Genomic DNA, 19,691 nt, shown 5'->3' with positions numbered 1-19,691 from the left:
GGATACCAAGAACGAAAGGGTAAGTTGTTATGCCAGCGGATCCAACAATTAGTGGGTCCGCTGCTTACTTTTCTAAATATTCTTGACAGCAACTTGTTGAAGTGTTATTATGACAATAAATAATTACATAAATGACTAAATTTAATATTGGACAAGTGAGGTGCATGGCATTGTTTGATTTTATGCTCACATCCGAGCAGCTGGCGCTGCGCGATGAGGTGCGTCAATTTGTGAAAAGCGTACCCCGCCAGCTGGTCCTGGATATGGACGAGGAAAAAATCCAGTTTCCCCGCAGCTTTATTGAGGAGGCCGGAGCGCGCAACCTGCTGGGCCTGCGTTTTCCCCGCGAGTACGGCGGCCGGGGGCTGGACTGGGCCAGCGAGGTGGTGGCGCTGGAAGAGGTGGGTCTGCTCAGTATGTCGCTTTCCTGCCTATACTCCATGCCCAGCATTGTCGGGGAGGCCATCAACAAGTTCGGCACGCCGGCCCAGAAGGAAAAGTTTTTAAAGCCCACCCTGACGGGCCGGCTGGCTTCCGCCGAGGGTCTCACTGAACCGCGGGGCGGCTCGGACTTTTTCGGCGCCACCACGGTGGCGGTGAAAAAAGGGGACAAATACATTTTAAAGGGGCAGAAGCGTTTCATTGTGGGCGCCGAGGGCGCCGATTATTTCATGATTTACGCCAAAACCGATCCGGCCGCACCTTCGCACAAATCGCTGTCTGCCTTTCTGGTGGAAAGAGGGCCGGGCGTCAGAGTGGAGTACATTTATGGCCTGATGGGCACCCGGGGCGGGGGCGCCGGACGTTTGGTGCTGGATAACTGCGAAGTGCCGGCGGAAAACCTGCTGGGTAAAGAGAACGGCGCAGCGGAAATATTCTACCAGATGATGATTCCCGAGCGCATGACCAGCGCCGCCGGCTCCATCGGCATGGCCCGGGCGGCCCTGGAGGTGGCCACCCGCTACACTACCCGCCGCAAGGCTTTCGGTCAGACCATCAACAAGTTTCAGGCGGTCAGCTTCAAGATCGCCGAGAGCATTACCATGCTGGATGCCGCCCGGGCGCTGGTTTACACGGCGGCGCGGGCCGTAGATAACGGGGCGGATGCCGCTCTCTGCCGGCGGCTGGTTTCCGAGGCCAAGAAATGTGCCACCGAAACTGCCTGGGCTGTGGTTAACAATGCTATGCAGGTCATGGGGGGTATTGGCTACACCAGGGTTTATCCCATCGAGCGTCTCTTGCGGGATGCCCGTTTGGCCATGATCTGGACCGGCACCAGCGAAATCATGAACCTGATCATCCAGCACGAATATTACAAGGAACTGGGTGCCCAGGTGGGGAACCGGCGGGATGTGGAGGAAGATGCTCCCGACGCCCACCGCCTGGAGGAAAAAGTATACGAGTAAATGCTTAACATCAGGCGCCCCTGCGGGAGGGCGCCTTAAATATGCCCGCAGGCTGGATGGCCAACCGGTGGGCACAATACCGGAGCAGCGGTGGAACGATATGGGAAAATTCAAACCAATCCCAAATTAATGCAACTTATTATATATATTGTATACTTGGCCCGCAATTGGTTGCAAAAAACCTGTCTTTGTGTATAATTTACACTACGTGAGTAGCATTCGGTGTGTTTGCAAAATAACACCATACATGATCTTATAGCCAGGTTGTTGTAAAGCAACCTGCTTTGTTTTATCAGACTAATTGTATACAAAGACCACCGGTGTGAGGGGAGAAATAAATGGCAAAATTAAAGATTACTGACACCACCCTGCGGGATGGACACCAGAGCCTTTGGGCCACCCGCATGCGCCTGGAGCACATGCTGCCCATAGTAGAAAAAATAGATCAGGTGGGCTTTTACTCGGTGGAGGTCTGGGGGGGAGCCACCTTTGATGTCTGCCTGCGCTACCTGAATGAAGACCCCTGGGAAAGGCTGCGCGTGCTGAAAAAGCACTTTAAAAATACCCCGCTGCAGATGCTGCTGCGCGGCCAGTCGCTGGTCGGCTATCAGCACTACCCGGATGATGTGGTGGAAGCCTTTGTGTACAAAATGGTGGAAAACGGTATTGACATCATCCGGGTTTTTGATGCCTTGAACGACATCCGCAACCTGGCCACGGCCATCAAGGCGGGCAAAGCGGCCGGTGCCCATGTGCAGGCAGCGGTGGTCTACACGGTCAGCCCGGTGCACACCACCGAGCATTATTTGCATACGGCCCGGGAACTGGCCCAAATGGGAGCCGACTCCATTTGCATCAAGGATATGGCCGGCCTGCTGGTACCCTACAAAGCCTATGAACTGGTCAAACTGTTCAAGGAAAACCTGGGCCTGCCGGTGCAGTTGCACAGCCACTACATCGGCGGCCTGGCTGTGGGTGCTTACCTGAAGGCGGCCGAGGCCGGGGTGGATGTGGTGGATACTGCTTCGGTACCCCTGGCTTTTGGTGCCTCCCAGCCGCCGGTGGAAACCGTGGTGCGGGCCCTGAAAGATACTCCATACGACACCGGGCTGAGTTTAAAAGCGCTCTTTGAGGTTGCTAACTACTTTGAGCAACTGCGTAAGGATTTGGGCTACGAGCGGGGAGTTACCCGCATCAATGATATGCGCGTCTTTGAGCATCAGGTGCCCGGCGGCATGATCACCAACCTGGTCAGTCAGCTGGAGGAACAAAAGGCCCTGCACCGCCTGCCCGAAGTGCTGGAGGAGATCCCCCGGGTGCGCCGGGAACTGGGCTATCCACCTCTGGTTACCCCTACCAGCCAGATTGTGGGCACCCAGGCCGTGTTGAATGTGCTGGTGGGCGAACGCTACAAGCTGGTGCCCGGTGAAGTACGGGCCTATGTGCAGGGTTTGTACGGCCGGCCGCCGGCGCCTGTGGATGAGGAGGTAGCGAAAAAAATCCTGGCCGGCAAACCTTCCTACACCTGCCGGCCGGCCGATTTGCTGCCGCCCCGGCTGGAGAAAATGAGAGAAGAAGCGCGGGACATTGCTAAAACCGAAGAAGCCGTACTGTCCTACACTCTTTTTCCGCAGATTTACCGTCAGTTTATCCAGCAAAAGCGGGGTGGCGGGGCTGGACAGGATACTGCTGCCCGGCAGCCGGCCGGCGGACCGAAAGCAAAGAATAACAGTACCGGGGAGGCACGGGAGATGAACCTGCAGGAAGTCAAAGAACTGATCAATCTGGTGCATGAAACCTCCATCAGCGAGGTCAAACTGGAAAATAACGGGATGAAGGTGGTTATCCGCAAGAGCCTGCCGGCAGGCGCGGAATCCGAGGCGGGCAAAAGTGTCCCTCCTGTAGCCCAGCCTGTGCAGGCCCCGGCCGATTCCGCCGCTGCAGCAGTCGACGCAGCGCCTGCCGATACCAGCGGTCTGGTCGAGGTGCAGGCGCCCATGGTGGGTACATTTTACCGCGCTCCTGCTCCCGACGCCCCTCCTTTTGTCCGGGAAGGGGACCGGGTCAAACCCGGCCAGGTGCTGTGCATAGTAGAGGCCATGAAGCTGATGAACGAGATTACTGCCGAGGTGGGCGGCAGAGTGGAAAAAATTCTGGTGGAAAACGCCCAGCCGGTGGAGTATGGTCAGGTGCTATTCTTGATCAGACCGGAGGGGAACTAGGTGCTGGACAAAATACTGATTGCCAACCGGGGAGAAATTGCCGTACGGGTGATCCGGGCCTGTCGCGAACTGGGCCTGAAAACGGTAGCGATTTATTCCCGGGCCGACCGGGACAGCCTGCACGTGCGCCTGGCCGACCAGGCGGTGTGCATTGGACCGCCGCCGGTACAGGACAGCTATCTGAACATGCAGAACATCATCAGTGCGGCTCTGGTCACCGGTGCCCGGGCCATCCATCCCGGCTACGGTTTTCTGGCGGAAAACGCCCGCTTCGCCGCCCTGTGCCAGCAGCATGATCTGATCTTTATCGGTCCGGCACCGGCAGCTATTGCGGCCATGGGAGACAAAGCCGTGGCCCGGGAAACCGTGCAAAAGGCCGGGGTACCCGTGGTGCCCGGTTCGCCCGGCGTCGTGGAAGAACTGGCGCAGGCCCTGCAGGTGGCCCGGGAAATAGGTTACCCTGTTTTGATTAAGGCCGCTGCCGGGGGAGGCGGCCGGGGTATGCGCATTGCTGAAAACGAGGAGGAACTGCAGCGGGCCTGGCAGGCCGCCCGGGCTGAGGCCGGTACGGCATTTGGCAATGCTGCGGTTTATCTGGAAAAATATATCGAGCAGCCCCGGCATGTGGAAATCCAGGTGCTGGGCGACCAGCACGGCAACCTGCTTTATCTGGGGGAGCGGGACTGTACAGTGCAGCGGCGCAACCAGAAGCTGATTGAAGAAGCGCCCTCGCCGGTGGTCACACCTGAATTGCGCCGGGCCATGGGGCAGGCTGCCCTGGAGGCTGCGGCGGCGGTGGGTTATTTCAGCGCGGGTACGGTGGAATTCCTGGTGGACCGGCACCGTAATTTTTACTTCATTGAAATGAACACCCGCATCCAGGTCGAACACCCTGTTACCGAACTGATCACGGGTGTGGATCTGATCAAAGAACAGATTCTCGTGGCCGCAGGGGAAAAACTTTCTATCAGGCAGTCCGACGTGCAGATCAGGGGGCATGCCATCGAGTGCCGCATCAACGCCGAGGATCCGGCTGCCGGCTTTCGGCCCTGCCCGGGGCGCATCAACGCTTACCTGCCGCCCGGTGGTCCCGGAGTTCGGGTGGACAGCTTTATCTACCCCGGATACATCGTGCCACCCTTTTACGATTCACTGCTCGGCAAGGTGGTTGTTCTGGGCGCCGACCGGAGCGAGGCCGTCAGGCGTATGCTGCGCGCTCTGGATGAAATGCAGCTGGAAGGCGTGCCCACCACTATTCCTCTGCACCGGCAGGTCCTGCAGCATGAACTTTTCCAGGCCGGTGCCTACGACACTTCTTTTGTGCAGCAGGAACTGGGTCTTTAAATGTATCGTTGTACGAAAACTGATCATTGGCTATGGCGGCGGGTGTGGGGCAATACAACCACACTCGCCGCACTTTACATTGCCAGATGGCGGAAGGCAGTGATATAATAAACCGAACGCAAAAGGTAAAAAATACTAAATAAGGAGGGCCACGCATGGACAAGGTGGATACTGTGGTCAGGGAGGAGCAAACCCGGCTGGGCTCCATCCGCATTGCCGACGAGGTAGTCAAGATCATCGCCGGGCTGGCAGCCACCGAGGTGCCGGGAGTAGCCGGCATGAGCGGTGGTGTGGTGGGCGGTATTGCCGAGATGCTGGGGCGCAAAAATATGTCCAAGGGCGTTAAGGTGGAAGTAGGCGAAAAAGAAGCCGCTGTGGACATTTTTGTGGTGGTGGAGTACGGTGTGCGCATCCCCGACATGGCTGCCCAGATTCAGGAGAATGTCAAAAACGCCATTGAGAAAATGACCGGCCTGACCGTGGTCGAAGTGAACGTTAATGTGCAGGGAGTGGTGTTCAGCCAGGAAGCGCGGGAAGAAGAACACCGGGTGCGCTGAGGAGTGCGCAACATGGTTTTTTTCGACCGCTTATTGCTCACAGTCTACGTCCTGGTTAACAGCGCCCTGGTGGTAACCGGTCTGGGCAGCTTTTTCAACCGGCGTACCCTGTTGGAGTCGCTTTTTCTCTGGCAGCCCGGATATGTGGACAGCCAGATCCTGCTGGTGCTGTCCCTGGTCTACATACTGGCCGGGGTCAGGCTGGTTTACATCGCCCTGCCGCTGGCCGGGAAAAAAGCCGTGGTGCAGCAGGTGAGCCTGGGCCGGCTGCGCATTGCCCTCAGCGCCATTGAAAGTCTGGTGGTCCGGCACAGCCTGGCCTACAGCACCCAGATCCGGGCGGCGCGGGCAAAAGTGGAGGAACGCCGGGACGGAATTGGACTCAGCCTGAGGCTTTCGGTCACGCCGGAAGCCCGGGTTCCCGAACTGGTGGAGGGGCTGCAAAAAAGCCTCCAGGAGCAGTTGCAGCAAACTATGGGTATTGCGGTGCAGGATATTCAGGTACGAGTCGAAAGTATCGCCGTGAGCAAACCCCGGGTGGAATAATAAAGGAGAGCGAGCTCAATGAACTGGCAGGACATCTGGCATTTACTGAACGAACACCGTGGCAAGGCGCTGGGCATCTTGCTGGGTCTGCTTTTTGGCTGGTTCGCCATTACCTACGGTGTGCTCAAAGCGATTTTTGTGGCCCTCTGTGCGGGGGCGGGTTTTTATATCGGTCGCCAGTTTGATCAGCGCAGCCGGGAAAGCGGCTTTTTTTCCGGCTGGCTGAAAGACAAGTAAATCTGGGAGGTAGACCATGAGCCGCAGACAGGCCCGGGAAGTAGCCCTGCAGGCCCTTTACCAAATCGACATATCCGGTACCGATCCTCTCCTGGCCCTGGATTTGCTGTTGGAAATCTTGCAGCGCGGGCTGCCGGCCGATGATCTGAGCTTTGCCCGCCACAGCGGTTCGGCTGTTTTTCAGGAGCAGTTTACCCTGGAAGGTGAGGACAGGGATTTCGCCTTGGATCTGGTGACCGGTACAGTCAGGCACCTGGAGCAAATTGATGGTCTGCTGGGTCAGTATAGCAAGGACTGGGCCCTATCCCGTCTGGCCCGGGTGGATCACAACATCATGCGCCTGGCGGTTTACGAAATGTTGTACCGTTCCGATGTACCGGGCGGGGTGGCCATCAATGAGGCGGTAGAGTTGGCCAAGGTGTACGGCAACGATGATTCAGCCCGGTTTGTCAACGGTGTCCTGGGCAAAATCTGGCAGGAAAAAGTGCAGGGGCCGTAAGGCCCCGTGTGTTTTTCCGAGCTCGGCCCTGGCTGACGGATATTTCATATTAATTAAATAATCTAACTAATCTTATTGACAGACTATAAATAAAATTTTGTCCATTATCTAATTACCAGCAGGAATAATATCAAATTCCTAGAAATATAAAATCCAGGCGGATTATATACAAGCTTACAGGGAGGGGAAAAGGTTTTTATGTACAGGATAGTGGAAAAAGAAGTGTTTTCACCCATCATCAAATTAATGGTCATCGAAGCGCCCAAAGTTGCCAGATCGTGTAAAGCAGGACAGTTTGTCATCCTGCGCATTCACGAGGAAGGCGAGCGCATACCTCTGACCATTGCCGATTTTGACCGGGAAAAGGGCACTATCACCATTGTCTTCCAGGAAGTGGGCAAGACCACCAAACAGCTGGGCGCCCTGGAAGTGGGCGACTACATCAAGGACTTTGTCGGCCCGCTGGGCGAACCTTCCCACATTGAAAACTTCGGTACCGTGCTGGTAGTGGGCGGTGGCGTAGGTGTTGCCCCGGTGCATCCCATCGCCCGGGAACTCAAGGCGGCGGGCAACCATGTTATCGGCATCATTGGTGCCCGGAGCAAGGACCTGCTCTTCTGGGAAGACAAAATGCGCTTGGCCTGCAGTGAGCTGCATGTGACCACGGACGACGGTTCCTATGTGCGCCAGGGCTTTGTTACCGATGTGATGAAGGAGATCATTGAAGCCCGCGGCAAGGAAAACATCAGCCTGGTGCTGGCCATCGGACCCCAACCCATGATGCGGGCCTGCTCCAACCTGACCAAGGAATACGGCATCAAGACCATTGTCAGCCTGAACGCCCTGATGGTGGACGGAACCGGCATGTGCGGCTGCTGCCGGGTGTCGGTGGGCGGTAAGACCAAGTTTGTCTGTGTGGACGGACCCGAATTTGACGGTCACGAAGTGGACTGGCTGGAGCTGGGCCGTCGCGGCGCCTATTTCAAGGCTGAAGAAAATCTGGCCATGGAACGCTACAGTACCTGCCAGTGCACTTGCGGAGGTGAAAAGTAATGTCCGACGCCCCGAAAGCCAAAAAACAGATCATTCCCACCAAGCATCCCATGCCGGCCCAGGATCCGGTAGAACGGGCCCGCAATTTCAATGAGGTGGCCCTGGGTTATGACGAGGCCACGGCCATTGCCGAAGCCAAGCGTTGCCTGCAGTGCAAAAACGAACCCTGCCGCCAGGGCTGCCCGGTGGAAGTATATATTCCCCAGTTCATTAAGCTGCTGGCCGAAGGTGACTTTGCCGGCGCCATTGCCAAGATTAAGGAGAAAAACGCTCTGCCAGCCGTGTGCGGCCGGGTTTGCCCGCAGGAAAACCAGTGCGAGAAATATTGCACTCTGGGTAAAAAGCACGAGCCGGTGGCCATTGGCCGTCTGGAACGTTTCTGCGCCGACTGGGAGCTGAAGCACGGCGTGAAAATTCCGGAAGTGGCTCCGCCCACCGGGTTCAAAGTGGCCGTGATCGGTTCCGGTCCGGCCGGCCTTACCTGTGCCGCCGACCTGGCCAAGCTGGGGCACAAGGTCACAGTGTATGAAGCGCTGCACGTGGCCGGCGGCGTGCTCATGTACGGTATTCCCGAATTCCGTCTGCCCAAGGCAGTGGTGCAGGCCGAAGTGGAAAACCTGAAGAAGCTGGGCGTGGAAATTGAAGTTAACTCGGTAGTGGGCAAGTTCGCTACTGTGGACGAACTGATTGAAGAACACGGCTACGACGCCGTCTTCATCGGTACAGGTGCCGGTCTGCCCTATTTTATGAACATTCCGGGCGAAAACTCCTGCGGTGTGTATTCGGCCAACGAGTTCCTCACCCGCACCAACTTGATGAAGGCCTACAAATTCCCCGAGTGGGATACCCCGATCAAGATCGGCAAGAAGGTGGCCGTGCTGGGCGGCGGCAACGTAGCTATGGACGCGGCCCGTACCGCGCTGCGCCTGGGTGCCGAGGAGTCTTGGATTGTTTACCGCCGCTCCGAAAAAGAACTGCCGGCCCGGCATGAGGAAGTGGAGCATGCTCATGAAGAGGGCGTGAAGTTTGCCCTGCTCACCAACCCCACCCGCATCATTGCCGATGAAAACGGCTGGGTGAAGGCCATGGAATGCCTGCGCTACGAGCTGGGCGAGCCCGACGCTTCCGGTCGCCGCAGCCCGGTACCCATTCCGGGTTCCGAATTCATCATGGAAGTGGACACCGTGGTGGTAGCCATCGGCCAGGGCCCCAACCCGCTGGTACCCCGCACCACCAAAGGTCTGGAACTGGGCAAGAAGGGCAATATTGCCGCCGATCCGGCCACCGGCGCTACCTCCAAGCCCGGTGTCTACGCCGGTGGCGACGTGGTCACCGGTGCGGCCACGGTTATTCTGGCTATGGGTGCCGGCAAAACCGGAGCCAAATCCATCCATGAATATCTGATGGCCAAAAAAGGTTAAGCGGGGCCGAGTTCCCCTTATGGATCATAGCTGGTGATCTTTGCTGGTGTTGATTATGCCGCAGCAGGAGGCCCTGCAGCATGATTTATACCGTGACACAGCTTACAGTCCACCTCCAGCAATTGCTGGAAAACGACTCCCTGCTGGGTGACATTCAAATCAGCGGTGAGATCTCCAACTACCGGCCCGCCGCCAGCGGGCACCTGTACTTCACGCTCAAGGATGCCAGCAACTGTCTGAAAGCGGTTATGTTTCGTTCCCGGGCCGGCCGGCTAAGTTTCCGGCCGGCCGACGGCATGTCGGTGATTGCCCGGGGGTATGTATCGGTTTATGGACCCGGCGGGACATACCAGCTCTATGTGCAGGACATGCTGCCGGCCGGGCAGGGTGATCTTTACGCGGCTTTTCTGCAGTTGAAAGAAAAGCTGGCCCGGGAGGGCCTGTTTGATCCCCGGTACAAAAAACCTCTGCCGGCGGTGCCGGAGTGTGTGGCTCTGATCACTTCCCCCCGGGGGGCGGTGCTGCGGGACATGGTGCAGATCATGGGCCGGCGCTGGCCCCTGTGCCGGCTGGTGCTGGTTCCGGTTACCGTGCAGGGGCAGACCGCGCCGGACGAAATTGTGCGGGCCATCCGCCAGGTGGACAGCTGGGGCGGCGCACAGGTGATTGTGCTGGCCCGGGGTGGCGGCTCGCTGGAAGACCTGTGGGCCTTCAACAGTGAGGAGGTCGCCCGGGCCATCTTTGAGTGCCGCACACCGCTGGTTTCCGCCATCGGGCACGAGACCGACTATACCATAGCCGATTTTGTGGCCGACCTGCGGGCGCCCACGCCCTCGGCAGCGGCCGAAATGATCGTACCCGATCAGCAGGAGGTGCGGGCCAGGCTGCATACACTCCAGCACCGGACCGGGCGGGTGCTGCGGCAGCAATTGGATAGCTGGCAGTCCCGTCTGGAAGCCAGCCGCAGCAGGCCGGTCTTTCAGCGACCGGTCGATCTGATTTGTGGCCGGCGTGCCCTCCACCTGGACAAATTGCGCCACCGTCTGGGCACAGCCTGGGAAAGAAGGGAACAGGTCGTCCGGCGAAATCTGGGCGAACTGCTGGCCCGGCTGGAGGCCTTGAGCCCGCTGGGTACCCTGGCCCGGGGCTATGCCATTTGTCTGGACAGCGCGGGACAGACCATTCGCTGCAGCGATCAGGTGCAGCCCCGGGACAGGGTGGAAGTCCGGCTGCACCGCGGCCGGCTGTTCTGTCGGGTGGACAGGGTAGAATAGCGGTAACAGGGCACTATTAATATACAGATTTTTTCCACAACAATGCGGGGAGGTAAAACAATGTCCGCAATATTACTGGACGGCAAAAAGGTAGCTGCCACCATTCGGGAAGAAGTCAAAGCCGAAGTGGCCAGCTGGCGGGAACAGGGCGTAGCTCCCAAGCTGGCCGTGGTGCTGGTGGGCGATGACCCGGCCTCGGTGGTATATGCTCGCTCCAAGGAAAAGGCCTGTGGCAATGTGGGCATCGATTTCGAGCTGTTCACCATGCCGGCCAGCACTCCGGAAAGCGAAGTGCTGGCGCTGATTGAGCGCCTGAACGGCGATCCGGCGGTGCACGGGATCATGATCGAGCTGCCCCTGCCCAAGCATATCGACAAGAAAAAAGTGCTGGAAGCAGTGGCCCCGATCAAAGACGTGGACGGCGTGCATCCCATCAACCGCGGTTACATTCTGAGTGGCGGCGACGGGTTATTCCCGGCTACTCCCCAGAGTTGCATCGAGCTGATGCTGCGCAGCGGCATTGAGCTGAAGGGCAAAAACGCCGTGATCGTGGGCCGGGGCGAAACCGTGGGCAAACCGCTGGTTTTCATGCTCCTGAACCAGAACGCCACTGTGACCGTCTGCCATACCAGGACTGCCGATCTGGCCTACCACACCCGTCAGGCCGACGTACTGATTGCTGCTGTGGGTAAAGCCAAAATGATCACGGCCGATATGATCAAGCCCGGAGCCATTGTGGTGGATGCCGGCATTAACGAGATCGAAGGCGGTATTTGCGGTGATGTGGACTTTGAAGCAGCCAAAGAGGTAGCCGGTTATATTTCTCCGGTACCCGGTGGTGTGGGCAGCCTGACCACCGTGCTGATTCAAAAGAATGTGCTCAAGGCCGTGCGCCTGCAGCAGGGCAAATAGCAGCGGGGAGGAATGACTATGAGCGATATGTTTGACCGCTCCTTCCGCCAGATCCTGGCCGTGGCGGCATCGGATGCTCCCACGCCGGGCGGGGGCAGCGTTTCGGCGATGGTTGGGGCGCTGGGTGTAGCTATGACCGCCATGGTGGGCAACCTGACCGTGGGCAAGCCCAAGTATGCCGAAGTAGAAAGCCAGGTCAAAGAGATTACCGCCCGGGCCTACTACATCATCAACCGTTTGGAAAAACTGGTGGCTGCCGATATTGCCGCCTTCGGCAAATTTATGGATGTCTACCGGATGCCCAAAAACACTGATGAAGAGAAAGCCAAACGGGAAGAAATGATGCAAAAGGCCCTCAAGACGGCCACCAATGAGCCCATGGAGATCGCCCGCACGCTGCTGGAGGCGCTGGAGATTACCGAGCAGCTCTCTCACATCGGCAACAAGATGGCCATCAGCGATGCCGGCGTAGCGGCCTATGTCTGTGAAGCGGCCCTGAACGCCGTGCTGCTGAGCGCGGACATCAACATTCCCATGATCACCGATCAGGAATTTGTCCAGCAGGTGCTGGCGGAAAAAGAGCGCCTGGTGCAGCGGGCCCGTGAGCTGAAAGAGGCCGCGGTGGCTAGGGTAAATGAGCGCATGAAATAAAATCGTTATCTGTCCAGTACACCCCGGGGTGACGAGCCCGCGGGGTGTCTGCTTTTTTTCAGGTCAGGCAAAAATGTTCATTTTATGCTATAATATTACTTCAGTAATGAATTGCCAGCCGGCCAGGGGGAGCTATTTAGACCAGTGGTGGAACGATATAATACATATGCTGCATATTTACAAAAAACATATGGCAGCAAGGTTTACAAGCTGCCCGTCAATCTGCCCGGCACCTGTCCCAACCGGGATGGGACCCTGGGGCGGGGAGGCTGTATCTTTTGCGATGAGCAGGGGGCAGGTTTCCAGTGCCTGCCCGGCAGTTATCCGGTGATCGAGCAAATCAGCCGTAACCGGGCGTTTTTTCAGAAACGATTCGGGGCCCGGAAATTCATCGTCTACTTTCAGGCTTTTACCAACACCTATCTGCCCTGGGAAGATTTCTGCCGCAATCTGCAGCAGGCGGCTTCGGCCGGACCGGATATTGTGGCCATTTCTATCTCCACCCGGCCGGACTGTCTGAGCGAACAGCATCTGGCCTTTCTGGCCCGGCTGTCCGGTCAGTATGGCCTGGACATCAACATCGAACTGGGCCTGCAGACGGTGAACTACCATACCCTGCAATTCGTGCAGCGCGGACATACCTTGGCCGAGTACATAGATGCTGTACTGCGGGTGCATAAATATAATTTTGATGTCTGTACCCACCTCATCCTCAACCTGCCCGGCGATACCCTGCTGGACAGCATTGAGTGCGCCAAGGTGGTTTCCGCGCTGGGGGTAAAATTTGTTAAGCTGCACTCGCTCTACGTGGTGGAAGGTACCGTGCTGGGAGAGTTGTACCGGTCAGGGCGCGTGAGCATCATTTCTCTGGATGAGTATATCGAGAGGGTAATTGCTTTTCTGGAACACCTGCACCCGCAGGCCGTGGTGCAGCGCCTGGTAGGCAAGGGGCCGGTGGAAAAGCTGCTTTTTTCCAACTGGGGTATTAGCTGGTGGCGCATCAAACAGCGCCTGGAGGAAGAACTGGAACGGCGCGATACCTGGCAGGGTAAGAAGTGCAACTATTTGAACGGTGCAGTTGGGAAGGCGGGTGAAAACAATGCCGGAGAACCGGCCCAGTTTTGAAGAAGCGCTAAAGGAACTGGAGGAAGTGGTGGCCCGGCTGGAAAGCGGTAACCTGACGCTGGAGAAGTCGCTGGAACTGTATGCCCGGGGTCTGGAACTGGGAAAATACTGCCACGAAGTACTGCAAAATGCCGAACAACAGATCAGTATGCTGCATCTGCAGCAGCAAATTACTGGAAAAGAGCTGGGATATGATGAAGAATGAATATACACCCGGGGAGCAGCGAAACTTTCAAACCCACTTTGCCGCTCTGGCCGGGCGGGTGGACACCGCCCTGGAGCAGTTGCTGCCCGGGGAGGACACGCCGCCGCCCGTGCTTCATACCGCCATGCGTTACAGTACCCTGGCCGGCGGCAAACGGCTGCGCCCCGTGCTGGCCCTGGCAGCCTGTGAAGCAGTGGGCGGGGAGGTGGAGCAAATTCTGCCGGCTGCCTGCGCGCTGGAACTGATTCATACCTATTCGCTGATCCACGACGACCTGCCGGCCATGGATAACGATGATTTGCGGCGGGGGTTGCCCACCTGCCACATTAAATTCGGCGAGGCCATGGCCATTCTGGCCGGAGATGCCCTGCTGACCATGGCCTTTGAACTGCTCAGCGCTCCCGGCCTGCCAGTGCCGCCGCAGCGCCAGCTGGCCGTGCTGCACGAGGTGGCCGTGGCGGCCGGCAGCCAGGGACTGGTGGGAGGGCAGGTGCTGGATATACAGGCCACCGGCCGGGAGACCACGCCGGAGGAACTGGTGGACATCCACCGCCGCAAGACCGGGATGCTCATCCGCGCCGCAGTGCGTCTGGGGGCCATGCTGGGTGGAGCTTCCTCCTCCCAGCTGGCTGCCCTGACCACCTATGCGGAACATTTCGGCTTAACCTTTCAGATTATTGATGACATACTCGATATAACCGGCGACGAGCAAAAGCTGGGCAAGCCCGTGGGCAGCGACCAGAAGAACAACAAAGTGACCTATGTCAGCCTGTATGGACTGGAGGTGGCCCGGCAGAAAGCTCAGGAAAGCCGGCAGCAGGCCCGGGCGGCTCTGGCGGATTTAGGTGAACGGGCCTGGTTCTTGCGAGCACTGGTGGACTTTGTGATCAGCCGGGACCACTGACCGGCGGGCAGTGCCGGCCTGATTCTAGCTGGATGAGGTGGCATGTAATTGGCTGGTAAATCTTCGGCATCCACTGGGTACGCCCTGGGCGTTACCTTGGTATCCTTCAGTCTGGCCGTATTTTTTTTCTGGCTGTCCAACCTGCTGGCCGTTCACCTGCAGAGCATAGTCTTTTCTCTGGTCTTTCTGCTGGTGATCATCCTGATAGGTATTCTGGCCGATATTATGGGCGTGGCCGTGACGGCGGCCAGCGAGGTTCCCCTGCACGCCCGGGCGGCCAAAAAAATACCCGGAGCCACTGCCGGCGTCTATCTCATCCGCCATGCCGACCGGGTGGCCAATATTATGAATGATGTGGTGGGTGACATTGCTGGTACGGTGAGCGGTGCGCTGGGCATAGCCCTGGTAATGCAGATCATCGAACTGTGGCCGGCAGCCCGTCCCTCCCTGCTCAATATGTTCATGACAGCCATCATTGCCGCCCTGACCGTGGGCGGCAAAGCCATGGGCAAGCGGCTGGCTATAGAAAAGGCCGATGAGGTGGTGTTTGCCGCCGGCCGGATGATCGACCGGTTGGAAAGAATAACCGGGTTGTCGTTGACCGGCGGCAAAAAGAATGGTCGCAACGCTCGCTAACAAGGATTAGCGGGCTCTGTATCGAGGGAGAGTGACATATTTGTCCATTTTGCAGCAGATTGATTCTCCGGCCGATTTAAGAGCACTGCCCGCGGAAGATCTGCCTCGGCTGGCCGAGGAGATCCGCAGAGTGATTATTCAGACTGTGGCGCAGAACGGTGGGCACCTGGCTCCCAATCTGGGCGTGGTGGAACTCACTCTGGCCCTGCACCGGGTGTTTACCACCCCTCGGGACAAGATCATCTGGGATGTGGGGCACCAGTGCTATGTGCACAAACTGCTCACCGGAAGACGGGAGCAGTTTGCCTCGCTGCGCCAGTTCGGGGGCTTAAGCGGGTTCCCCCGCCCCCTGGAAAGCGCCCATGACGCCTTTGCCACCGGACACAGCAGCACTTCGGTCTCGGCCGCCCTGGGCATGGCTCTGGCCCGCGACCAGCAAAAAAAGCGGCACCATGTTGTTGCCGTCATTGGCGATGGTGCCCTTACCGGAGGCATGGCGCTGGAGGCTTTAAACCACGCCGGTCACCTGCAGTGCAACTTGATTGTGGTTTTAAACGACAATGAGATGTCCATTGCCCAGAATGTAGGGGGACTATCCCGCTATCTGAGTCGGCTGCGCAGCGATCCCAAATACACCCGGGGCAAGGAAGAGCTGGAAAACATTATTAAGCGCATCCCCAACATCGGCTCGGCCGTACTCAAGATGGCCGACCGGCTGAAGGATGCCTTCAAATACCTGGTGGTACCGGGCATGTTTTTCGAGGAGCTGGGGTTTACCTACCTGGGTCCGGTGGATGGTCACGACCTGCTCGAGCTGATGCGCATCCTGCAGCAGGCCAGGTCCCTGAAGGGTCCCGTACTGGTGCACGTGCTTACCCAAAAAGGGCGCGGCTATCAACCGGCTCTGGACGACCCGGATACCTTTCACGGGGTTGCTCCTTTTAATCCGGAGACGGGCCAGCCGCTCAAAACCTCTCCAATACCCAGCTATACCCAGGTTTTTGGCCAGTTCATGGTGGAAATGGGGCAGCGTATCCCCAACCTGGTGGCCATCACAGCGGCTATGCCCGGTGGTACAGGCCTGAAAGGCTTTGCTGCTCGCTATCCGGAGCGTTTTTTTGATGTGGGCATAGCCGAACAGCACGCGGTAACGCTGGCGGCGGGGCTGGCCAGCCAGGGCATACGGCCGGTGGTAGCCATCTATTCCACTTTTCTGCAAAGAGCTTACGATCAGATTGTGCATGATGTTTGCCTGAGCGGCCTGCCTGTGGTTTTCGCCATTGATCGGGGAGGCCTGGTGGGGGATGACGGTCCCACACACCACGGCGTGTTCGATTTTTCTTACCTGCGTCACCTGCCCAATATGATGATCATGGCACCGGCTGATGAAAACCAGCTGCGGCAGATGCTGTATACAGCACTTATGCATGACGGCCCGGTGGCGGTGCGCTATCCCCGCAGCAGCGGGACCGGTTGTCCGATGGAAGAGCTAAAGGCAATTCCACCCGGCAGCGCCCGGGTGCTGCAGGAGGGAGATCAGCTCACCCTGCTGGCAGTGGGCAGTATGGTCCAGCCGGCCCGGCAGGCGGCAGAGGAGCTGGCCCGGCAGGGCATTGCCACCGCCTGTATCGATGCCCGGTTTGTCAAACCTCTGGACGAAAAGCTGATCCTGCACTATGCCGTCCGCACGGGCCGGATAGTTACCGTGGAGGAAAATGTGCTGGCTGGCGGCTTTGGCAGCGCCGTACTGGAGCTGTTGCAGCAACGCGGTTTGCACCAGGTGCAGGTAATGCGGCTGGGTGTGCCCGATTGTTTCATCACCCACGGTAGCCGGGACATTTTGCTCAAGCAGTGCGGGTTGACCGGCGAGCAGATTGCCGCTGCTGCCCTGGAATTGCTGCAAAAGCGTTCGCACCGGGGTCGTCTTAAGCTGCTATGAACAGTACGGCAGGGGAGAGCGGTACGGCATGACCAAAGAAAAAAAACGTCTGGATCTGCTGTTGGTGGAGAAAGGCTTTTTCCCCAGCCGGGAGAAAGCCCGGGCGGCCATTATGGCCGGTCAGGTTCTGGTGGATGGCCAGAAAGTGAGCAAACCGGGGGCCGCTGTGGCGGCGGAAAGCAAACTGGAAGTGCTGGTCACCCTGCCCTACGTCAGCCGGGGAGGGCTGAAGCTGGCCCGGGCCCTGGAGTTTTTTCATATTAACGTTACCGGGTGTACGGCGCTGGATGTGGGAGCATCCACAGGCGGTTTTACCGACTGCCTGATCCAGGCCGGCGCCGCCAGGGTTTACGCTGTAGATGTGGGCTATGGACAGCTGGCCTGGAGCCTGCGCAATGACCCCCGGGTGGTGGTACTGGAGAGAACCAACATTCGTTATCTGAATCCGGAACAGCTTTTTCCGCCACCCGATTTTGTAACCGTGGATGTATCTTTCATTTCCCTGACCAAAGTTTTGCCCGTGCTGGCCAGTTTGCTGGCTCCCGGTGCGGCGGGGGTGCTGCTGGTCAAGCCCCAGTTTGAGGCCGGGCGTCAGCAGGTAGGCAAAAAGGGTGTGGTGCGCGACCCCCTGGTTCACGAGGCGGTACTGCACCAGATCTGGGAGGAAGTGAACCGGTTGGGCTGGGGGGTGCTTGGTCTGACCTACTCGCCCGTACGCGGACCGGAGGGCAACATCGAGTATCTGCTGTACTTTGCCACCGACCGGCCGGACGCTCTAGCTGCCCAAAATATTCAGCAGGTTGTCCGGGAGGCCCATGCCTGCCTGTAACAGCCTGAGCCGGGTTGGAGAGATAATTATGCAAAAACTGGGCATAATTGCCCATTTGGGAAAGCCGGGAATAGCCGATCTGGTCACTTCCCTGCTGCAGTGGCTGCAGAAACGCCAGGTACAGGTGCTGCTGGTGCAGGAGGCAGCCCGCCTGTTTCCCGGCGTGCGAGTGGTGGAAAACTTGAGCCAGTTGGCCCGGGAAGTGAACGCCCTGGTGGTACTGGGTGGTGACGGCACCATTCTGGGAGCGGCGCGCAGCGGCGCCTTCAACAATCTGCCGGTGCTGGGTGTCAATACGGGCCGCCTGGGCTTTCTGTCCGAGTTGGATCGTCAGGAGTTGTATGACGGACTGGAGGCCATGCTGGCCGGGCGCTACACTATTGATACCCGGATGATGCTGCAGGCCAGGGTGCTCAGGGGGGCAGATGAGGCCGGTTGCTGTGTAGCCCTGAACGACGCGGTGATCACCAAAGGAGCCTTTGCCCGCCTGATCACCATGAAAGTCAGCATTAACGGTCAGCCTGTGGGTACCTATCCGGCGGACGGTCTGATTGTGGCCAGCCCTACCGGTTCCACTGCCTATTCGCTCTCTGCCGGCGGGCCGGTGGTAACACCCGAACTGGAGCTGATGGTGGTTACCCCCATCTGTCCCCATGCCCTGTGGGCCAGACCCATGGTCATAGCGGCGCAGAGTGCGGTAGAAGTGGTCCTGGGTGCGGAGCTCAGCCAGGTCATGCTGACCATGGATGGTCAGCTGGGGCTGGCCCTGCAACCGGGCGACCGGGTGGTGATCACGCGCAGCGATCTGCGAGCCCGCTTCATCCGTCTGAAAAAGCATAATTTTTTTGCTGTAATGCGGCAAAAATTAAGCGAAGGGGAAAGATAAGCGCTATGATTGAACAAGTGGCCAGCGCCGTGCAGTGGGCCAGAATGTTTGTCAGCGGGGCCCTCTACGAGGGGGCGGTAGCAGTGGATGCTACAGCTGGCAACGGTCAGGATACTGTCTTTCTGGCCCGGCAGGTGGGAGATAGTGGTCTGGTATACGCTTTCGATGTGCAGGAACAGGCCATCCAGAATACGGCCGGCCGCCTGCAAGCAGCCGGCCTGGCCAATCGGGTGAAACTGCTGCAGGCCGATCATGCCCGTTTGAAAGAGCATGTCCACCGTCCGGTGCAGGCGGTGATGTTCAACCTGGGTTATCTGCCGGGCGGCGACCGCAACCTGGTGACCCGGCCGCCAACCACCGGACCGGCTCTGGAACAGGCCCTGTCCCTGCTGGCTCCCGGCGGACGCATGAGCGTGGTGGTGTATACGGGACATCGGGGTGCCGGGGGAGAAGCCCGGCTGGTTGCGGCCATATTAGCCGGGCTGGAGCAGAAGGATTATCTGGTGCTGCAGCTGAATTACTGGAATGGACCGCACGACGCACCGGTCATCTACCTCATTGCCAGGCAGGTGTAGCGCTTGAAAGTATTGCGCCAGAAAAAAATTATCGAGATCATCCAGCACCAGGCTATCGAGACACAGGAAGAGCTGGTGCAGGCGCTGAAAAACGCCGGTTTTGCTGTCACTCAGGCTACGGTGTCTCGCGATATCAAGGAACTGGGTTTGATCAAGCTGCCCGGCCAGAATAACAGCTCCTATTATGCCTATCCTACCGGCAATCTGGTTGTGCGCAATCAGGAGCGGTTGAAAAGGCTGTTCTTGAATTCGGTACAGAGCATCGACCACAGTGAAAATCTGGTGGTAATCAAAACCCTGCCCGGGGAAGCCCAGGGGGTGGCTTCGGCCATTGATAATGCCGGCTGGCAGGAAATAATCGGTACGGTGGCGGGGGATGATACCATTTTAATTATCATCAAGCCCAAACGGGCCACTCTGCAGGTCCTGGGCCGCTTTAAAGAGCTGGTCGGGGGGTAAGGAGAGATCGG

At 58.3% G+C, this 19,691-nt stretch carries 21 protein-coding genes; all 21 read left to right on the top strand.

Annotation, left to right across the window (positions count from 1 at the left end; translation table 11 throughout):
* Positions 1–170: 170 nt before the first annotated feature.
* Positions 171–1,406: an acyl-CoA dehydrogenase family protein gene (locus tag ACUVTU_RS01720; protein WP_445888233.1), complete on the top strand. Its 1,236-nt coding sequence runs from the start codon at positions 171–173 to the stop codon at positions 1,404–1,406.
* A 338-nt stretch (positions 1,407–1,744) separates the two neighbouring features.
* Positions 1,745–3,628, top strand: a complete 1,884-nt coding sequence (accB, locus tag ACUVTU_RS01715) for an acetyl-CoA carboxylase biotin carboxyl carrier protein (RefSeq protein ID WP_445888232.1) — start codon at positions 1,745–1,747, stop codon at positions 3,626–3,628.
* A complete protein-coding gene (gene accC, locus ACUVTU_RS01710) occupies positions 3,629–4,972 on the top strand; it encodes an acetyl-CoA carboxylase biotin carboxylase subunit (protein WP_445888231.1) in 1,344 nt (447 codons plus the stop codon).
* 155 nt (positions 4,973–5,127) lie between these two features.
* Positions 5,128–5,529 (top strand): Asp23/Gls24 family envelope stress response protein, encoded by a 402-nt coding sequence (locus ACUVTU_RS01705; protein ID WP_445888230.1) that lies wholly within the window; start codon positions 5,128–5,130, stop codon positions 5,527–5,529.
* 12 nt (positions 5,530–5,541) lie between these two features.
* On the top strand, positions 5,542–6,075 hold the full coding sequence (gene amaP, locus ACUVTU_RS01700; protein ID WP_445888229.1) for an alkaline shock response membrane anchor protein AmaP: 534 nt from the start codon (positions 5,542–5,544) through the stop codon (positions 6,073–6,075).
* An 18-nt stretch (positions 6,076–6,093) separates the two neighbouring features.
* Positions 6,094–6,312 (top strand): DUF2273 domain-containing protein, encoded by a 219-nt coding sequence (locus ACUVTU_RS01695; RefSeq protein WP_445888228.1) that lies wholly within the window; start codon positions 6,094–6,096, stop codon positions 6,310–6,312.
* A 16-nt stretch (positions 6,313–6,328) separates the two neighbouring features.
* Complete coding sequence (nusB, locus tag ACUVTU_RS01690) at positions 6,329–6,811, top strand: transcription antitermination factor NusB (protein WP_445888227.1); 483 nt, start codon at positions 6,329–6,331, stop codon at positions 6,809–6,811.
* Between the two features lie 198 nt (positions 6,812–7,009).
* The gene (locus ACUVTU_RS01685; RefSeq protein WP_445888226.1) at positions 7,010–7,864 is read left to right on the top strand and encodes a sulfide/dihydroorotate dehydrogenase-like FAD/NAD-binding protein; all 855 of its coding nucleotides are present in this window, start codon (positions 7,010–7,012) and stop codon (positions 7,862–7,864) included.
* On the top strand, positions 7,864–9,285 hold the full coding sequence (gene gltA, locus ACUVTU_RS01680; RefSeq protein WP_445888225.1) for an NADPH-dependent glutamate synthase: 1,422 nt from the start codon (positions 7,864–7,866) through the stop codon (positions 9,283–9,285). Before ACUVTU_RS01685 ends, gltA begins: the two co-directional genes overlap by 1 nt.
* 80 nt (positions 9,286–9,365) lie before the next feature.
* A complete protein-coding gene (xseA, locus tag ACUVTU_RS01675; RefSeq protein ID WP_445888224.1) occupies positions 9,366–10,559 on the top strand; it encodes an exodeoxyribonuclease VII large subunit in 1,194 nt (397 codons plus the stop codon).
* Positions 10,560–10,619: 60 nt separating this feature from the next.
* On the top strand, positions 10,620–11,471 hold the full coding sequence (locus ACUVTU_RS01670; RefSeq protein WP_445888223.1) for a bifunctional 5,10-methylenetetrahydrofolate dehydrogenase/5,10-methenyltetrahydrofolate cyclohydrolase: 852 nt from the start codon (positions 10,620–10,622) through the stop codon (positions 11,469–11,471).
* An 18-nt stretch (positions 11,472–11,489) separates the two neighbouring features.
* A complete protein-coding gene (locus ACUVTU_RS01665; protein WP_445888222.1) occupies positions 11,490–12,122 on the top strand; it encodes a cyclodeaminase/cyclohydrolase family protein in 633 nt (210 codons plus the stop codon).
* Between the two features lie 144 nt (positions 12,123–12,266).
* Entirely contained in the window at positions 12,267–13,247 is a 981-nt protein-coding gene (locus tag ACUVTU_RS01660) for a TIGR01212 family radical SAM protein (protein WP_445888221.1), read from the top strand.
* Positions 13,222–13,452: an exodeoxyribonuclease VII small subunit gene (gene xseB, locus ACUVTU_RS01655; protein WP_445888220.1), complete on the top strand. Its 231-nt coding sequence runs from the start codon at positions 13,222–13,224 to the stop codon at positions 13,450–13,452. Before ACUVTU_RS01660 ends, xseB begins: the two co-directional genes overlap by 26 nt.
* Positions 13,439–14,356: a polyprenyl synthetase family protein gene (locus ACUVTU_RS01650; RefSeq protein WP_445888219.1), complete on the top strand. Its 918-nt coding sequence runs from the start codon at positions 13,439–13,441 to the stop codon at positions 14,354–14,356. The genes xseB and ACUVTU_RS01650 overlap by 14 nt, the downstream gene beginning before the upstream one ends.
* A 48-nt stretch (positions 14,357–14,404) precedes the next feature.
* Entirely contained in the window at positions 14,405–14,992 is a 588-nt protein-coding gene (locus ACUVTU_RS01645) for a hypothetical protein (RefSeq protein ID WP_445888218.1), read from the top strand.
* 40 nt (positions 14,993–15,032) lie between these two features.
* Entirely contained in the window at positions 15,033–16,931 is a 1,899-nt protein-coding gene (gene dxs / locus ACUVTU_RS01640; protein ID WP_445888217.1) for a 1-deoxy-D-xylulose-5-phosphate synthase, read from the top strand.
* A gap of 28 nt (positions 16,932–16,959) precedes the next feature.
* The gene (locus ACUVTU_RS01635; RefSeq protein ID WP_445888216.1) at positions 16,960–17,760 is read left to right on the top strand and encodes a TlyA family RNA methyltransferase; all 801 of its coding nucleotides are present in this window, start codon (positions 16,960–16,962) and stop codon (positions 17,758–17,760) included.
* Positions 17,761–17,788: 28 nt separating this feature from the next.
* Positions 17,789–18,646: an NAD(+)/NADH kinase gene (locus ACUVTU_RS01630; RefSeq protein WP_445888215.1), complete on the top strand. Its 858-nt coding sequence runs from the start codon at positions 17,789–17,791 to the stop codon at positions 18,644–18,646.
* Positions 18,647–18,651: 5 nt separating this feature from the next.
* Complete coding sequence (locus tag ACUVTU_RS01625; protein WP_445888214.1) at positions 18,652–19,221, top strand: tRNA (mnm(5)s(2)U34)-methyltransferase; 570 nt, start codon at positions 18,652–18,654, stop codon at positions 19,219–19,221.
* A 3-nt stretch (positions 19,222–19,224) separates the two neighbouring features.
* A complete protein-coding gene (gene argR / locus ACUVTU_RS01620) occupies positions 19,225–19,680 on the top strand; it encodes an arginine repressor (RefSeq protein WP_445888213.1) in 456 nt (151 codons plus the stop codon).
* Positions 19,681–19,691 lie beyond the last annotated feature (11 nt).

This window comes from Desulfurispora sp. (genome assembly GCF_052744395.1).
Note: the sequence above shows the minus strand (reverse complement) of the source record. Positions and strands in the feature narration are given on the sequence as shown.

What these genes read in the sequence shown, in the direction of transcription:
- accB (WP_445888232.1), top strand. Translation starts at nt 1,745, where the DNA reads ATGGCAAAATTAAAGATTACTGACACCACCCTGCGGGATGGACACCAG.
- amaP (WP_445888229.1), top strand. Translation starts at nt 5,542, where the DNA reads ATGGTTTTTTTCGACCGCTTATTGCTCACAGTCTACGTCCTGGTTAAC.
- ACUVTU_RS01705 (WP_445888230.1), top strand. Translation starts at nt 5,128, where the DNA reads ATGGACAAGGTGGATACTGTGGTCAGGGAGGAGCAAACCCGGCTGGGC.
- ACUVTU_RS01635 (WP_445888216.1), top strand. Translation starts at nt 16,960, where the DNA reads ATGACCAAAGAAAAAAAACGTCTGGATCTGCTGTTGGTGGAGAAAGGC.
- ACUVTU_RS01625 (WP_445888214.1), top strand. Translation starts at nt 18,652, where the DNA reads ATGATTGAACAAGTGGCCAGCGCCGTGCAGTGGGCCAGAATGTTTGTC.
- ACUVTU_RS01665 (WP_445888222.1), top strand. Translation starts at nt 11,490, where the DNA reads ATGAGCGATATGTTTGACCGCTCCTTCCGCCAGATCCTGGCCGTGGCG.
- ACUVTU_RS01685 (WP_445888226.1), top strand. Translation starts at nt 7,010, where the DNA reads ATGTACAGGATAGTGGAAAAAGAAGTGTTTTCACCCATCATCAAATTA.
- ACUVTU_RS01695 (WP_445888228.1), top strand. Translation starts at nt 6,094, where the DNA reads ATGAACTGGCAGGACATCTGGCATTTACTGAACGAACACCGTGGCAAG.
- xseB (WP_445888220.1), top strand. Translation starts at nt 13,222, where the DNA reads ATGCCGGAGAACCGGCCCAGTTTTGAAGAAGCGCTAAAGGAACTGGAG.
- ACUVTU_RS01630 (WP_445888215.1), top strand. Translation starts at nt 17,789, where the DNA reads ATGCAAAAACTGGGCATAATTGCCCATTTGGGAAAGCCGGGAATAGCC.
- nusB (WP_445888227.1), top strand. Translation starts at nt 6,329, where the DNA reads ATGAGCCGCAGACAGGCCCGGGAAGTAGCCCTGCAGGCCCTTTACCAA.
- ACUVTU_RS01670 (WP_445888223.1), top strand. Translation starts at nt 10,620, where the DNA reads ATGTCCGCAATATTACTGGACGGCAAAAAGGTAGCTGCCACCATTCGG.
- gltA (WP_445888225.1), top strand. Translation starts at nt 7,864, where the DNA reads ATGTCCGACGCCCCGAAAGCCAAAAAACAGATCATTCCCACCAAGCAT.
- xseA (WP_445888224.1), top strand. Translation starts at nt 9,366, where the DNA reads ATGATTTATACCGTGACACAGCTTACAGTCCACCTCCAGCAATTGCTG.
- ACUVTU_RS01650 (WP_445888219.1), top strand. Translation starts at nt 13,439, where the DNA reads ATGATGAAGAATGAATATACACCCGGGGAGCAGCGAAACTTTCAAACC.